Annotated in this window: 10 protein-coding genes; 4 read left to right on the top strand and 6 right to left on the bottom strand. The window is 34.9% G+C overall.

The window, feature by feature from the left end:
- Positions 1–6: 6 nt before the first annotated feature.
- The gene (locus tag AC1DVP_RS00195; protein WP_477181534.1) at positions 7–1,518 is read right to left on the bottom strand and encodes a redoxin domain-containing protein; all 1,512 of its coding nucleotides are present in this window, start codon (positions 1,516–1,518) and stop codon (positions 7–9) included.
- Positions 1,519–1,712: 194 nt separating this feature from the next.
- Between AC1DVP_RS00195 and AC1DVP_RS00190 the strand changes: the two genes are divergently transcribed.
- Positions 1,713–2,180, top strand: a complete 468-nt coding sequence (locus tag AC1DVP_RS00190) for a DUF1456 family protein (RefSeq protein WP_477181533.1) — start codon at positions 1,713–1,715, stop codon at positions 2,178–2,180.
- Between the two features lie 33 nt (positions 2,181–2,213).
- Here AC1DVP_RS00190 and AC1DVP_RS00185 read toward each other — a convergent pair whose 3' ends face one another.
- Together AC1DVP_RS00185 and gltB are read right to left on the bottom strand one after the other, a co-directional pair.
- Positions 2,214–3,668 carry a glutamate synthase subunit beta gene (locus tag AC1DVP_RS00185; protein ID WP_477181532.1) on the bottom strand — a complete coding sequence of 485 codons (1,455 nt, stop codon included), beginning with the start codon at positions 3,666–3,668 and terminating at the stop codon, positions 2,214–2,216.
- 3 nt (positions 3,669–3,671) lie between these two features.
- Positions 3,672–8,189: a glutamate synthase large subunit gene (gene gltB, locus AC1DVP_RS00180; RefSeq protein ID WP_477181531.1), complete on the bottom strand. Its 4,518-nt coding sequence runs from the start codon at positions 8,187–8,189 to the stop codon at positions 3,672–3,674.
- Between the two features lie 408 nt (positions 8,190–8,597).
- Here gltB and sucC point away from each other — a divergent pair, with 408 nt between their 5' ends.
- Positions 8,598–9,791, top strand: coding sequence for an ADP-forming succinate--CoA ligase subunit beta (gene sucC, locus AC1DVP_RS00175; protein WP_477181530.1), 1,194 nt, complete (start codon positions 8,598–8,600; stop codon positions 9,789–9,791).
- 85 nt (positions 9,792–9,876) lie between these two features.
- Here the strand turns inward: sucC and AC1DVP_RS00170 are convergent, their stop codons facing one another.
- Positions 9,877–11,025 carry a geranylgeranyl reductase family protein gene (locus AC1DVP_RS00170; protein ID WP_477181529.1) on the bottom strand — a complete coding sequence of 383 codons (1,149 nt, stop codon included), beginning with the start codon at positions 11,023–11,025 and terminating at the stop codon, positions 9,877–9,879.
- Between the two features lie 191 nt (positions 11,026–11,216).
- Here AC1DVP_RS00170 and AC1DVP_RS00165 point away from each other — a divergent pair, with 191 nt between their 5' ends.
- Positions 11,217–12,782: a protein adenylyltransferase SelO gene (locus AC1DVP_RS00165; protein WP_477181528.1), complete on the top strand. Its 1,566-nt coding sequence runs from the start codon at positions 11,217–11,219 to the stop codon at positions 12,780–12,782.
- Positions 12,783–13,254: 472 nt separating this feature from the next.
- Positions 13,255–14,478, top strand: coding sequence for a diaminopimelate decarboxylase (lysA, locus tag AC1DVP_RS00160; protein ID WP_477181527.1), 1,224 nt, complete (start codon positions 13,255–13,257; stop codon positions 14,476–14,478).
- A 399-nt stretch (positions 14,479–14,877) separates the two neighbouring features.
- Here the strand turns inward: lysA and tnpA are convergent, their stop codons facing one another.
- Positions 14,878–15,315: an IS200/IS605 family transposase gene (tnpA, locus tag AC1DVP_RS00155; RefSeq protein WP_477181526.1), complete on the bottom strand. Its 438-nt coding sequence runs from the start codon at positions 15,313–15,315 to the stop codon at positions 14,878–14,880.
- Between the two features lie 139 nt (positions 15,316–15,454).
- Positions 15,455–17,071, bottom strand: a complete 1,617-nt coding sequence (pafA, locus tag AC1DVP_RS00150) for an alkaline phosphatase PafA (protein WP_477181525.1) — start codon at positions 17,069–17,071, stop codon at positions 15,455–15,457.
- Positions 17,072–17,153 lie beyond the last annotated feature (82 nt).

Raw genomic sequence — 17,153 nt, 5'->3', positions numbered from 1 at the left:
ATTAAACTATATTTTGGAATACTCTTTTTCCATTTGGGTAATAATGCTTTTTATCGCTTCAGAACCAATTCCTTTGGCTTTAATGATTTTGTTTTTATCAAGAATATAAATCACGGGCGTTGTCACGACATCGTATTTATCTTTGAGATTATTGATATGAACCCCGTCATAGACATTAATCCAATCCAGTTTATTATCAATGATGTATTTTTTATATTTATCAAATTCATTTTGGGTGTAAACCCCAAAAACTTTGACATCTTTCTTTTCTTTCAATAAATCGTGGTACAGTTCCAATATTTTTGGCACTTCTTTTTGGCAATGCCCGCAGTCCACATCCCAAAAAAGCAGTATCAAATAATCAGCTTTAACACTTGATAAAGTCACATAAGATTTTTCGATTTCCGGCTGATTGGCATAATAGATTTTGGTGATTTCTTCGCTTGTTTTTGCGGTGTCAAAACCCATTTTTGCAATCTTGTCATGACCAGGAATGTCTATCATATAGAGTTCTGGAGCTGGTTTTCCAAGTTGCAGCGGCGTCAAAACGTTCCCCCTGTTTATGATTAGTTTGATTACGCTGTCATCGTATACGCCTTTGGCTTTTCCCGTTTTAAAATAATTATCGACCATATAGACAAACACTTTGTCCATTCCCATAATTTTTGGTATTTCGTACGTCGAAGTAAAATAAGCCAATAAAAGCATGTTCATTTTGGTGCCTTGCTTAGTTTTTAGCATCATGCGGTCAATCTCCACGCAAATTGAATCAGGATGCTGAGCAATAACTGTATTAAAATACTTCTTAATCTTATTGGCAAAAAAGGGATTGCATAACATGGCATCGTCCTGAAAATTGACGCCGTCCCAAAAATGTTTCTTGTAATAATGATACGAAAAAATGCTATCGGGTCTTCCGTTAGTAGCTTTTGGAATGTCTTTGGCCACTTTTTCAGTTTTTAAATTAATAATTTCCGAAAGATAATTTCCTTTATTTTGTCCAATAGTATTCAAATCATTTTCCAGAATAGCCTCATCCAAGATTTTGAATTCCTTGGCTAAAAGTGCTGTAGAATCAGGATTTTTCTGTTCTTTCACAGATTTTTTAAAACTGTCAAATTCTTTGTTTTTGTCCGTGACAAAACGAATATAGTTGAAAAAATTTTCATTTTGCTTAGAATTGACTGCTTTTAAATCCTTGATCAAATTGGCTTTATCAGAATTGATTTGTTGTTTTTGAGATTGCTCATCTATTATGAAATCAAAATAATTTCCTTTTTCCTGGCTGAGCAAAAAATAAACTCCCTTGTCCAGGTTTTTCTTTCCCTTGAAAACAATATTTCCGTTCACCACCTTTTTACACGTATCAGAAACATACAGCTTGTCAAATTGGTAAAAAGCAAGATATGCAATGATATCTTTACAATTCTTTAAATTTATTTTGATTTCGTGCCCCGACTGAGCATAAGCTGATATTAAACAAAAAAAGAGAACGAAACTTAGTGCAATTTTCTTCATACCGAAACAATCTTTAATACTCTTTACAAAACAACAGTTAAACATTTTTTTACAGAACAATTCCATTATTAACCCCAAAAATAATTGAATTTATATCTAATTTCAAATAATTGGCAAAGTGTTTTTGGTGACAAAAAAACAATACGAAGAATTCATTTTGTAAATGCTTATCTTTGCGCTTTAAATACACAAAAATGACAAATAACGATATATTCAAAAAACTTCGAGTAGCATTGATGTTGCGCGATGACCAAATAGTAGAGATTTTGGAATTGGTAGATTTTAGAATTTCAAAATCAGAATTGGGTGCTTTTTTCCGTGATGAAAAACACGAAAATTATATGGAATGCGGCGACCAAGTGTTACGCAATTTCCTAAACGGATTGGTAATTCACTTGAGGGGAACCAAAGAAAACCCTAAAAACCCGAATGACGTTTTAGCTAAGCACAAAGCAGAAATTCCGAAGAAGGAAACTTCAAAAGACAGACCTGAATTTAAGGCTAAACCAAAAGACGCAGAAAAATCAAGAGGAGACCAAAGTCCTTCAAAATCGGCTTCGGACACTAAAAAATCTAGTAAAAAAGAATTCCCAAAAGGAAACGGAAAAACATCAGTAGTAGAAAAAGTTAAATACAATTTTGGCAAAAACAAAAAATCCTAAGACAACTTAGGATTTTTTTATTTATTTCAAATATTATAAAGCTGGCAAATCACCATTTCCTTTTGTTGGCAAATTGCTATACCCCATCAAGTATAAATCAACTTCTCTAGCAGCTTCACGTCCTTCTGAAATGGCCCATACAATTAAGGATTGGCCTCTTCTCATATCACCAGCAGTGAAAATATGAGGAACATTAGTCTGATAATTGGTAGCTTTGTAATTACTTCTAAAATCAATTTCTAAACCTAACTGCTCTGCTAATGTTTTTTCAGGACCTGTAAAACCTAAAGCTAGCAAAGCCAAGTCGCAAGGCCAGATTTTCTCTGAACCTTCTTTTTCGATTAATTCAGGTCTTTGTCCTGGTTTTATTTTCCATTCTACTTCAACGGTTTTTAATCCTACTAGTTCTCCTTTTTCATTAGCAAGGAATTCTTTAGTATTAATCAACCAGTTTCTGTTACAACCTTCTTCGTGTGATGAAGAAGTTTTTAATTGCAACGGCCAAAATGGCCATGGTGTGGTTTCGCTTCTTCCTACTGGAGGTTTTGGCATGATTTCAAAATTTGTAACCGATTTTGCTCCGTGTCTGTTTGAAGTTCCAACACAGTCAGATCCTGTATCACCACCGCCAATAACGATTACATCTTTACCGGTTGCTAATACTTGGTCTTCAATTTTTTCTCCGTATAAAACTTTGGTTTGCTGCGTTAAGAAATCCATAGCTTGTACAACACCTTTGCTGTCTGCACCTTTAGTAGGTAATCCTCTTCTTTCAGTTGCTCCACCGCATAATACGATAGAATCAAAAGAATTTAATTCCTCTACACTAAAATTAACGCCAACGTTTACATTAGTTTTGAAAACAATTCCTTCGGCTTCTAACACTTTTACGCGTCTGTCGATTATTCCTTTTTCCAATTTAAAGTTTGGAATTCCATAACGTAATAATCCGCCAATTGCATTGTCTCTTTCGAAAACGGTTACAGTATGACCAGCGCGGTTTAATTGTTGCGCAGCCGCCAATCCTGCAGGGCCAGATCCAATTACAGCAACAGTTTTTCCTGTTCTTTTTTCTGGAGTTTGCGGTTTAATCCATCCTTCAGCGAATCCTCTTTCTATGATGTTTTTTTCAATATTTTCGATAGCTACAGGTTCTTGGATTATTCCTAACACACATGATTTTTCACATGGAGCAGGGCATAAACGGCCTGTAAATTCAGGAAAGTTATTGGTTGATTGTAAAATTTGTAATGCACTTTCCCATTCTTCTTGGTGCACCATGTCATTAAAATCAGGAATTAAATTTCCTAACGGACAGGAGCTATGGCAAAATGGAATTCCGCAATCCATACATCTTGAACCTTGTTCTTTTTTCTTTTCTTCTGAAAGCGGAATTGTGAACTCATTATAATTTGTAACTCTTTCTTGAACAGCAACGTTATTTTCGTCGGCTCTATTATATTCTTTAAATCCTCCTATTTTACCCATGACTTATTGTGCTATTAATTCTTGAATTTGCTTTTCTTCTGCCAATCTTTGCAATGCTTTTTTGTAATCTGTTGGCATAACTTTTATGAAATGTTTGCTCTCGTTTTCCCAATCTCCTAAAATGCGTTTCGCTAGAGGGCTATTGGTGTACATAGAATGATTTTTGATTAAGTGTTTTAATTTTACTAAATCTTCCTCTTCTAATGTTTCTAGGGCAACCATTTCCATATTGCACAATCCATTTTCAAATTTCTTTTTGGCGTCATATACATAAGCAACACCGCCGCTCATACCTGCTGCGAAGTTTCGGCCGGTTTTACCAAGAACAACTACTGTTCCTCCAGTCATGTATTCACAACCGTGATCCCCAATTCCTTCAACAACAGCTGTAGCTCCTGAGTTTCTAACAGCAAAACGCTCTCCAGCCATACCATTAATATAGGCCTCTCCAGTAATTGCACCGTATAAAGCAACATTACCAATAATGATATTGTCTTCTGGGGTAAAAGTTGCAGTAGGAGGTACTTTAATAATTAATTTTCCTCCAGAAAGCCCTTTTCCTAAATAGTCATTACAGTTTCCGTGGATTTTGAACGATAATCCATTAGTAGCAAATGCTCCAAAACTTTGTCCCGCAGAACCTGTAAAGTCAACAAGAATAGTGTCTTCCGGTAATCCTTGAGAACCATATATTTTTGAAATTTCATTACTTAAAATGGCACCAACAGAACGGTCTGTGTTTTTGATGTCAAATGTAACTCTTGTTCTTTCTTTTCTATAAATAGATGGAATAGCAGCTTTTATAATTGCAAAGTCAAGTACATTTTCTAATGCGTGATCTTGAGATGTAGTATTATGATTTGGTACAGTTTTCGCTTTCTCAGGTTTGTAAAGAATAGTAGACAGATCTAAACCATTTGCTTTATAATGCTTAATCGCTTTATTAACATTCAATTTTTGAGATTGTCCAACCATTTCTTTCAATGTTCTGAATCCAAGCTGAGCCATGATTTCTCTTAACTCTTCGGCGATAAAGTACATGAAGTTAATAACGTGCTCCGGAGTTCCTTTGAAATTCTTTCTCAATTCAGGATCTTGTGTTGCAATACCTACAGGGCAAGTATTCAAGTGGCAAGCTCTCATCATGATACAGCCAGAAGCAACAAGCGGTGCAGTTGCAAAACCAAATTCTTCTGCTCCAAGCAATGCAGCGATAGCAACGTCACGTCCTGTTTTTAATTGACCGTCACATTCAAGAACTACACGGCTTCTTAAATCGTTCAATATTAAAGTCTGTTGTGCTTCCGCAAGTCCAAGTTCCCATGGAATACCAGTGTGCTGTAATGAAGTTAATGGTGCAGCACCAGTTCCTCCGTCATATCCAGAAATTAAGATAACATCAGCTTTTGCTTTAGCAACACCTGCAGCGATAGTTCCAACTCCAACTTCAGCAACTAATTTAACATTGACTCTAGCTTCTCTATTGGCATTTTTTAAGTCAAATATCAATTGAGATAAATCTTCAATAGAGTAAATGTCATGGTGAGGCGGAGGCGAAATAAGACCTACATAAGGAGTAGAATTTCTTGTTTCGGCAATCCAAGGCACAACTTTTTCACCAGGTAATTGTCCTCCTTCTCCAGGTTTTGCACCTTGAGCCATTTTAATTTGTATCTCTTGAGCATTTGTCAGGTAGTTAATAGAAACTCCAAATCTTCCAGATGCCACTTGTTTTATGGCACTGTTTTTAGAATCGCCATTTAATTCTTTTTGGAAACGTTTTGGATTTTCTCCACCTTCACCAGAGTTAGATTTACCTCCAATTCTGTTCATGGCAATCGCTAGATTCTCATGAGCTTCCTGGCTGATAGATCCGTAAGACATTGCGCCAGTTTTGAATTTTTTCACAATTTCAGTCCATGGTTCTACTTCGTCAATAGAAATAGGATCCAAATTGTTAAATTCAAATAAACCTCTTATGGTCATCAAGTTTTCACTTTGCTCGTTCACCATTTTAGAGTATTCTTTATAGCTTTCTGGGCTGTTTAATCTAACTGCCTGCTGTAATTTTGCAATGGTAGTTGGATTGAACATGTGTTTTTCACCATTTCTTCTCCATCTGTAAATACCTCCGATTTCTAATGGCAACAGATTTGCAATATTCGATTTTGGGAAAGCATTTTGATGTCTTTTTTTAACTTCTCTTTCGATTTCCATTAAACCAATACCCTCTATTCTTGAAGGAGTATAAGGGAAGTATTTAGAAGTAAACGTTTTATTTAAACCTAAAATTTCAAAAATTTGTGCGGCTTTATAGGAATGCAAGGTAGAAATACCAATCTTATTCATGATTTTAACAATACCTTTTGCAATCGCTTTATTGTAGTTTGTAATCGCATAATCTGCTTTTACGCCTGTAATGAAACCTTGGTTTACTTGGTCATGAAGAATTTCATTTACCATGTACGGATTGATCGCACTGGCGCCATATCCAAATAATAAGGCAAAATGATGTGGTTCACGTGGTTCTGCAGATTCGATTATAATACCAAATTTGGAGCGAACTTTCAAAATATTCAAAGAATGGTGGATGTAAGAAGTAGCCAATAACATTGGTATTGGAGCCATTTTTTCGCTTACGCCTCTGTCTGAAAGGATAACGATATTACATCCTTCAGAAACTGCTTTGAATGTTGCTTGTATGCATTTTTCTAAAGCACGTTCCATTCCGTTTACTCCTTTTTCTATTTTGTATAAAGTAGAAATAGTAACCGATTTGAAATCGGTATGGTCAAGGCTTCTTACTTTATCCAAATCCTCATTGGATATTACAGGATTTTGGATTTTGATTTTTTTACAGTGAATGTCAGTAATATCAAAGATGTTGTAATCTCCTCCAACAGATAAACTTGTATCTGTGATTATTTCTTCACGAATACCATCCAACGGCGGGTTAGTAACCTGAGCAAATAATTGTTTGAAATAGTTATACAGCAATTGAGGCTGATCAGATAAAACTGCAAGTGGAGTGTCATTACCCATTGAGCTTAATGCTTCATTACCTTGAGCGCCCATTGGATTAATGATAGTCTTTAAATCTTCGATAGTGTAACCGAATAAACGCTGTCTGGTTTCAAAATCAGTTTCTTCAGTTGGAATTGGATTGTTTGTATAAGGAATTTGCGCCAACTGCAGCATATTGTTATTTAACCATTCTCTATAAGGACGTTTAGTTACTACAGAATGCTTAATTTCTTCATCTTCAATGATACGGCCTTCATTCATGTCAACCAAGAACATTTTTCCTGGTTCTAATCTTCCGTGCTGAATTACATCTTCTGGTTTTATGTCAAGTACACCAATTTCTGATGACATGATAACGAAACCGCTTTTTGTCAATGTATAACGGGACGGACGCAATCCGTTTCTGTCCAATAATGCGCCAATTACGTTTCCGTCAGTAAAAGGAATAGAAGCAGGGCCATCCCATGGTTCCATGATACAAGCATTGTATTCGTAGAATGCTTTTTTCTCATCAGACATGGTTTTGTGTTTTTCCCATGCTTCAGGAACAACCATCATCATAACTTCCGGCAATGAACGTCCAGTCATTAATAATAACTCAACAACCATATCCATAGAAGCTGAATCTGATTTTCCTTCTAATATAATTGGGAATAATTTTTTTAAATCTTCTCCGAAAACATCACTTTTCATTAATTCTTCACGAGCGCGCATTCTGCTCACGTTTCCTCTTAATGTGTTGATTTCACCATTGTGGCACATATATCTAAATGGCTGTGCCAAATCCCAAGATGGGAAAGTGTTTGTAGAGAAACGCTGGTGAACCAAAGCTAAACGGGTTACCAAATCGCTGTCTAATAAATCAGTATAGTATCTGCTGATGTCTTCCGGCATCAATAGTCCTTTATATATTATAGTAGTTGTAGAACAGCTTGAAAAGTAAAACATATGACTTTCAGAAGTTCTTGAATTGCGAATCGTATGCTCAGCAATTTTTCTAGCCATGAATAGTTTGGCATTGAATTGCTGTTCAGTAATATCTAAACCGTTTTTACCAACAAATACTTGTTTAACGGTTGGTTCTTTCTCTGCGGCAATTTGCCCTAAATTAGAAACATCCACAGGAACGTCTCTCCATCCTAAAATAGACAGATTTTGATCCTTTACAGCAGATTCAAATGTGTTTTTGCAAAAATCAGCTTGGTTTGGGCTTTTTGGCATAAAAACCATTCCTACTGCATATTCTCTAACTTCCGGAATTTCAAAATCACAGACTTTTTTGAAGAAATCATGTGGGATATCAAATAAGATTCCAGCACCATCACCAGTTCTTCCATCCGAGCTTACCGCTCCACGATGTTCCAGCTTGATTAGGATGTCTAGAGCCTTATGAATGATGTCATTAGACTTAATTCCGTTCAAATTACATATAAATCCTGCGCCACAGTTGTCGTGCTCAAATTCGGGTAAATAAAGACCTTGTTCTTTAACTCTCATGCTTGATATTTTTTTTTACAAAATTAAAGATTTCATAACATATAACGAATGAATCTATAATTAAGGTTTCATTTTTGCTATAAAATTAAAAAAGGAATGTATAATTGATAATAATGTTGATTTTTTACTTTTGAATTGACATATCAGCAAAAAATATTTTTCTAATTTTTTAAAAGAGTCTCTTTTTGTAATAAATATAGGATTATACTTTTTTTGGATGATTATTTTAACAAAATACTTGATTATTTTTAAATTTTCTATTCTTTTTCAAATGGATTGCTACCTTTAATTTTTTTTCTGCTTTATGTTGGATATATAACTAAAAAAAATTTCAATTAAATTAAATTTTGCTATTTTTGTGCCACTTTTATTCTGAAATAAATTCAGAATCCAGACAAATTCTATATTATGAACATACACGAATATCAAGGAAAAGAGATTTTAGCTAGCTATGGTGTCCGCATTCAACGCGGAATTGTAGCTAATAGCCCAGTAGAAGCTGTAGCAGCTGCCAAACAATTAACTGCCGAAACGGGTACAAGTTGGTATGTAGTAAAAGCCCAAATTCACGCAGGTGGACGTGGAAAAGGCGGTGGAGTTAAGCTTGCCAAAGGAATTGACAAAGTGGAAGGAATTGCAGAAGAAATAATCGGAATGCAATTAATCACACCTCAAACTTCTGCTGAAGGTAAAAAAGTGCACAAAGTTTTGATTGCTGAGGATGTTTATTATCCAGGTGAAAGTGAAACTTCTGAGTTTTATGTTTCTGTTCTTTTAAATAGAGGTACAGGACGTAATATGATTATGTATTCTACTGAAGGCGGAATGGATATCGAAGAAGTGGCTGAACACACACCGCACTTAATTTTCACAGAAGAAATTGATCCAGCTGTTGGATTACAAGGCTTCCAAGCAAGAAGAATTGCTTTCAATTTAGGTCTTTCTGGAAATGCTTTCAAAGAAATGGTGAAATTCATCGACTCATTATATAATGCTTATATTGGTTCTGATGCTTCTATGTTTGAAATCAATCCGGTTTTGAAAACTTCGGATGATAAAATTTTGGCTGTTGACGCTAAAGTAAATATTGATGATAATGCTTTATACAGACAAAAGAAATATGCAGATATGCGCGATATTCGTGAGGAAAATCCAATCGAGGTTGAAGCTAAAGAAGTAGGATTAAACTATGTAGATCTTGACGGAACTGTAGGTTGTATGGTAAACGGAGCAGGTCTTGCAATGGCAACTATGGATTTAATTAAGTATGCTGGTTTTGAGCCTGCAAACTTCCTTGACGTAGGTGGAACTGCTGATGCAAAACGTGTTGAAACTGCTTTCCGTATTATCTTAAAAGATCAAAACGTAAAAGCAATTTTGATTAACATTTTTGGAGGAATCGTTCGTTGTGACCGTGTTGCTCAAGGTGTTGTTGATGCATACAAAAATATGGGTGATGCTATTAAAGTGCCAATCATTGTTCGTTTGCAAGGTACAAATGCTGAAATTGCAAAAGAACTAATCGATAATTCCGGAATGCCAATTTTATCTGCAGTACAATTTCAAGAGGCTGCTGATCAAGTACAAGCTGCACTTTCTTAATTAGATAAGGAAAACTTAAATACTGAAAATCCTGAGTGAAAGCTCAGGATTTTTTATTTTTAATTCAAAAGAGTTAAGTTCAAGACTATTTTTTAAAAATAGCTTCTTTGATTTTTTTACTGATACTTGCTGCGTAATCTTTAGGATACGTTCTTTCTCCCATAAACAAATCAGTCATAGCTTCGGCGGTATACTGCCCGTAATTTTTTAAAATAATATTTCTGAAGTTTTTTTTATGATAGAAATGATATGCCAACACCCCGGCTTTTTCTAGTTCAGGCAAAATCGTAGCTTCTAATTTTTCAATGTATAAAGAAGCAGCTTTTTCTGAATTTAAATTACTTTCCATAATTGCTTTTGCAGCCAGCACACCGCTCAAAATGGAATTAGAAATACCTTCGGCTACTAATGGATCAGCAAAACCTGCTGCATCTCCGGTTAAAAAAACATTTTTTTGTACAAAAGAATCTGTTCTTGGTGTTACCGGAATGACAAAACCGTGTCCTTCCTCATTTAGAATCTCAGTAATTCCCAGTGTTTTTAAATAGTCTGCATAATACTGTTTGAGATTGATTTTTTTATTGGTCTTGATAATAGTTGCAATCCCAATCGAAAGATGATTTTTTTTAGGGAAACACCATCCATATCCATAAGGGATAGCATCAATATCAAAACGGGCATCTTGAGACAATCGTTCAAAATCAGCTGCCGGAACTTCCACTTCATATTCCAATGCCGGAATTATTGTTCTCGTTTCTTTCCAGCCGACTATTTTTGCTGTTGGGCTTAATGCTCCATCCGCTGCTATAATAAATTTAGCGGTAACATCTCCTTCAGTAGTATGAATCGTTTGAATCTCTCCAAATGTAATATCTAATACTTTATGATTCTGCAGTAAGGTAACTCCGTTATCTTTGGCTTTTTCTACAATTAAATTATCAAAAGTATCACGCATCACCATGCTGACAATAGGTTCTTCTCTTTTGGTAGTTATACGGGGATATTTTTTGGAAAAGTAAATATCCATTGAATAAAACTTTTTTTCAACTACAGATGAAATATCAAACGGCATCATTTTTAGACCTCTAAAAACAAGCCCTCCGCCACAAGTTTTATATCTTGGCAAGGTTTCCTTTTCAATAATTACTGTTGAAATTCCTGATTTGGATAATTCAAAAGCTGCTGAAGCACCTGCGGGCCCACTGCCAATAATAGCTACATCAAATGATTTCATGTGTTTTTTAGCAAAACTAAATTAATAATTTGAAATCTTCAAAATTATCTGCTCATTGCATTTTATAAATATTGTTTTTTGTTTTTCTAATTTATAAGCATATTGATTTTGCGTATAAAATAAAGTTATCGTAAGGATCCAATTATGTGTTAGGGATGGAATATCTTTGCATAATATTAATTTAGCAACAAATGAAACTTCATATTCAAAATAATTTTATTACCGAATTGCCAGCCGATCCAAGTGAAATCAATATTCCGAGACAAGTGGAGAAAGCATGTTTTTCGTATGTTGAACCAAAGAAACCTTCAAACCCTTCTTTGATTCATGCTTCGGCAGAAGTGGCTAATTTGTTAGGATTGTCTCAAGAAGATATAGTGGAGGATGATTTTTTGAATGTTTTTTCGGGAAATACCGTTTATCCAGAGACAAAGCCTTATGCTTTGAGTTATGCCGGACACCAGTTTGGAAATTGGGCCGGGCAATTGGGAGATGGCCGTGCTATTAACCTTACCGAAGTAGTGCACAATGGCCGCTCGTACACATTGCAGCTGAAAGGAGCGGGGCCTACGCCTTATTCCCGTACAGCCGATGGTTTTGCAGTATTGCGCTCTTCGATTCGAGAGCATTTGTGTGCCGAAGCGATGCATTATTTGGGTGTCCCAACAACCCGTTCGCTTTCTCTAATGCTTTCGGGGGATGAAGTGATGCGGGATATATTGTATAATGGAAATCCTGCTTATGAGAAAGGTGCTATCGTGTGCAGAGTGGCACCGTCGTTTATTCGTTTTGGGAACTTTGAATTATTTGCTTCAAGAAATGATCTAACTACGCTTAAATTACTGGCGGATTATACTATCAAACATCATTTTCCAGAGATTAAAAGCGATGGAATAGAAAAATATCTTTCTTTTTTTCAGGCGGTATCCAAAACTACTTTGGATATGATAGTGAATTGGCAACGTGTTGGTTTTGTTCATGGCGTTATGAATACCGATAATATGTCGATTCACGGAATCACGATAGATTATGGACCTTATGGATGGCTAGAAAATTACGACCCAAATTGGACTCCCAATACAACTGACAGACAGTATAAAAGATACCGATTCGGTAATCAGCCCGATATTGCTTTGTGGAATTTATACCAATTTGCGAATGCTTTGTATCCCCTAATTAATGATGCCAAGCCGCTTGAAACTATTTTGAATGCTTTTGGCAGTGATTATCAAAAAGAATATCTGAATATGATGCGGAATAAACTTGGCATTAAAATAATGAAAGATGAAGATGCTATTTTAATTGAAAGCCTGACTGAACTGCTTCAATTGGCAGAAACTGATATGACTATTTTCTTCAGAAACTTAAGCAGTGTTCAGAAATCGGATTCAGCTGAAGCTTCATTCGAAAAAATAAAAGAAGCTTTTTATAAAGAAAAAGATTTAACAGAATCTATTTTGAATAATTGGCACACTTGGCTTGAATATTATAAAACCCGAATCAATGAAGAAGCACAGACGGATGCTGAAAGAAAAGAGCAAATGAATATTGTAAATCCTAAATATGTATTGCGGAATTATATGGCACAATTGTGTATTGATGATGCCAATAAGGGAGACTATTCGTTATTGAATGAATTGTTTGAATTACTAAAAAAACCTTATGGTGAACAGCCGGAGAGCCAAAAATGGTTTGCCAAAAGACCTGATTGGGCTAGGGATAAGGTTGGCTGTTCTATGCTAAGCTGCAGTTCTTAATTATTAAGGTTTAAGTCTGTTTTTTATACCATTTAGAAATATAAAATAGTTTTTTTGTTTTTCCTCACCCCAATCCTCTCCAAAGGAGACGGAGATAGAAAATGGAATTGTTTTATATTTCTAAAAGGTATTATAGTCAACTTTTTTCAGGATGAGACATTAAATTAAAAATCCCTTGATATCAACTTTTATCAAGGGATTTATTTTTTAGGCCAGATCAAAATTTCAATTCGTTAAAAATTTAATTATTCGACAAAAAAAATGTTAACGATTTATTCATTAAACCTTTTAGAATTCCCATTCTTTAGACATCTAATACAAATTTTGACAAATCCAAAAAAGTTAAAAAAATTCACAAACAAGAACTATTTGTTCAATATAAAACATTTTGTTATATTTTGTTAAATAGTATCAATTTGTTTGGTCGTAATATTAAAGAATAATAAATTTGTAAAAAATTAATAAAACAAAGATGCAAGCAAACGATTTACTACAATTAGCTGAACAATTTGGAAGTCCACTTTATGTGTATGATGCAGAGAAAATACAATCCCAGTATAATCGGTTAACAAAGGCTTTTTCTAAAGTACCTAATTTACGCATCAATTATGCGATGAAAGCATTATCCAATGTTGCTATACTACAATTATTGAGAGATATGGGATCTGGATTGGATACAGTTTCTATACAAGAAGTATTATTAGGATTACATGCTGGTTATGCTCCAGAAAAAATATTTTACACGCCAAACGGTGTTTCCTTAGAAGAAATTGAAGAAGTACACGCATTGGGTGTACAAATCAACATTGATAACTTATCGATATTAGAGCAATTCGGAGCAAAACACCCGCACGTACCCGTTTGTATCCGTATTAACCCACACGTAATGGCAGGCGGAAACGCTAACATTTCGGTAGGGCATATCGACAGTAAATTTGGTATTTCGGTACATCAGTTGCCACATTTAGTACGTATAGTTGAGAATACCAATATGAACATCGTAGGTATTCACATGCACACAGGTTCTGACATATTAGATATTGAAGTGTTTTTATACGCAGCCGAAATTTTATTCGATGCTGCCAAAAACTTTAAAAACTTAGAATTTTTAGATTTCGGAAGCGGATTTAAAGTTCCATACAAAAAGGACGATATCGCAACTGACATTGACGAATTAGGTAAAAAACTTTCAAAAAGATTCAATGCTTTCTGTGCAGAGTACGGAAAAGATCTGACTTTAATATTTGAACCTGGTAAATTTTTGGTAAGTGAAGCTGGTTTCTTTTTAGCCAAAGTAAATGTGGTAAAACAAACCACTTCAACTGTATTTGCAGGTATCGACAGCGGTTTCAATCATTTGATTCGGCCAATGCTTTATGGCTCACAGCACTTTATTGAAAACATATCGAATCCAAAAGGAAAAGAGCGTTTTTATTCTGTAGTAGGGTACATTTGTGAAACTGATACTTTTGCAACCAATAGAAGAATCTCTGAAATAAAAGAAGGAGATATTTTATCTTTCCGTAATGCCGGAGCTTATTGCTTCTCTATGTCTTCTAATTACAATTCCAGATACAAACCAGCGGAGGTTTTATGGATGAATGGGCAAGGACATTTAATAAGAGCTCATGAAAAATTTGAAGACTTACTTCAAAATCAAATTCCGTTGCCTACAGAAGTGGCAGCAACCGTCTAATACAAATAAAAAATCCCGTCTCGCCTAAACGAAACGGGATTTTTTTTAATCAATAACTAAGATTAATCGCTTTCAAATTGGCATAAATCACTTTTAAATCCTGATTCTTCATTCCGCCATACATTTTACCCAAAATCTCACAGTCTTAAAAGTTTCTTTTGATTTTTTTGGCACATAAAAATACTGTCTGCATAGAATTTAAAGTACTCCACAAAACAGCTTAAGAGCATTTTCCAATCCCTCATTATTTCATCTTGGGTAATGGACAAACGTGCAACATTCCAAATTAACAGTTTCAATTAAAATATCGCAGTAGAACAAAAAATAGACCACTAAACCACTCTGCACTGAAAGTGCAGAGGTTTGTTTTACGAGGGACTGAAAGTCCCTCAATTTCTTTCATTCGAGAATGAAATTTGAATTATCATCACTCTCTTTTCTTCTATGATGCTCCAAATATTCATTTACCATTTTATCTGTGATATTTCCAGTACTCCAAACTCCATAACCACTCGCCCAAAAATGCTGTCCCCAATAACGATTCTTCAACTCAGGAAATTCAATTTGTAATTTTCTTGAAGTCCGTCCTTTAAAATTTTTCAAAATTGTACTAACATTATGTTTTGGAGCATATTCTATATGCATGTGAACGTGATCCGAACTAACAACTCCTTTTAAAATTTCAATACCTTCAGCTTCACAAATCTGTATCAAAAGTTCACGACAACGCTGTTGAACATCGCCTTTCAAAACTTTAAATCTATATTTTGTAACCCAAACAACATGACATGTTAATCTGCTTACTGTGTGCGAATCTTTTCTTATATCTGTACTCATAAACTAAAGATAAAGATTTTTTCGCATTACTAAAGTACTGCAATAAATTGCAGGGTTTTAAACCCGATACTGTGACCAATAAAAAAAATCCCCGTTCATTAGCATGAATGGGGATTTCGCTACTGCAAAAAAAAACAGTCTATTTTTTAACGAACAACTCTTCCAATACTTCAGATTCTGAACCGTTTGGAGTAGTAATTCTCAGCATTTTAGAAAGAGTCGGGGCTATTTCCGTAATATATTCTTTTTTATTTGATTCTCCATTTGGAATGTGCCAACCGTAAAAAAGCAACGGCACATTCGTGTCATAACTATTAGGTGTTCCGTGAGTAGTTCCTGTTTCTATGCTCTCTAAATATCCCGCTCCCTGAACAACAACCAGATCTCCATTTTGCTTAGGGTCATAGCCTTTAAAAATAAAATTCAAATAATAATCCTGACCTGTCGCACCCAAAATTTCTTCTTGTGTATATACTCTTTTTACATGATCTTGAGACATCAAAAAGTCTTTGAAGCTTTGCTTCACCTTTGCCAGTTCCAGTCCTTTTTCTTTTACAAGATCTTTGTTTAAATAAACATTAAAATTAGAATAATTCAACACTAAATTAACTCCAAAAGTGTCTGTCGAGAATTTATTCAAAGCATTATAGGTATCCTTCGAAGGAACATTGGTGACATTATATTTATGATCTTTCAAATAAATTGGATTTTCGGCAACAGCATGATCAGCCGTCAAGAAAAGCAAATAATTATCTTTACCCACAGTTTTATCTAAATAGTCCAAAAACGCAGCAATAGTTAGATCCAAGCGCAAATAAGTATCTTGGATTTCCATAGATCTTGGCCCAAAAGTATGACCTACATAATCTGTTGATGAAAAGCTTACCGCCAAGAAATCAGTAATATTATCTTTACCTAACTCTTCTTTATCAATCGCTCTCATCGCTAATTCAGCCAAAAAATCATTTCCAAACGGAGTAGTTTTCAAAACCTCCATTCCTGATTCTTTATAAATTTTATTCAAATCATAAGGGAAAACAGGAGGCAAAGATTTATCCAGTCTCCCTTCATATGGATTATTATCAGGCAGACTTTCGTTATAGACATCAGCTGGCTTTAACAAACTCCATCCTTTATTGATGTATTTCATATAATTCTTTTCATCATTGAATTGAGTTATCCAATCCGGCATTTTATTGCCATAAAAACTGCTGGAAATAAACGCCCCTGATTTAGTGCACCAAAATGCCCAATTGGCAAAATGCCCTGCTGGTAAAATAGCTCCGCGGTCCTTAATGCTCAAACCAATAACTTTACCGCTAAAGTTTGTTGCCATTCGCAGCTCATCAGTAATTGTAGTGCTCAAAAGATTTTTTGGCGACATTGCTCCTTCTTTTTCAGTACCTTCAACCAAAGTTTTAACGCTCGCATCATCGGTGCAATACATACTTTTTCCTGCCGAACGAACATACCAGTCATTCCCTATAATTCCGTGAACAGCAGGCGTTGTGCCCGTGTAGATAGAAGCATGCCCAGGCGCAGTATAGGTAGGCACGTAATTATAATTCATATTGTAAAAAGTAAAACCTTTATTCATCAGTCTTTTAAAGCCATTATCTGAAAAATCATCAGAAAACCGATACAGATATTCCATTTTCATTTGATCAACAACAATACCAACAACCAATTTAGGACGCTGTTGTGCTTGACTCTGGATAGCAAAAACACTTACTAAAAACAAAACAAATTTTCTCATAGATACAATTTATATAAAAAACAAAAATACACTTTATCTTGTACAAATAGCCCAAAACAAAAAACATAAGGCAATAAAATAA

It is taken from the genome of Flavobacterium sp. P3_A6, from assembly GCF_056403035.1.
Note: the sequence above shows the minus strand (reverse complement) of the source record. Positions and strands in the feature narration are given on the sequence as shown.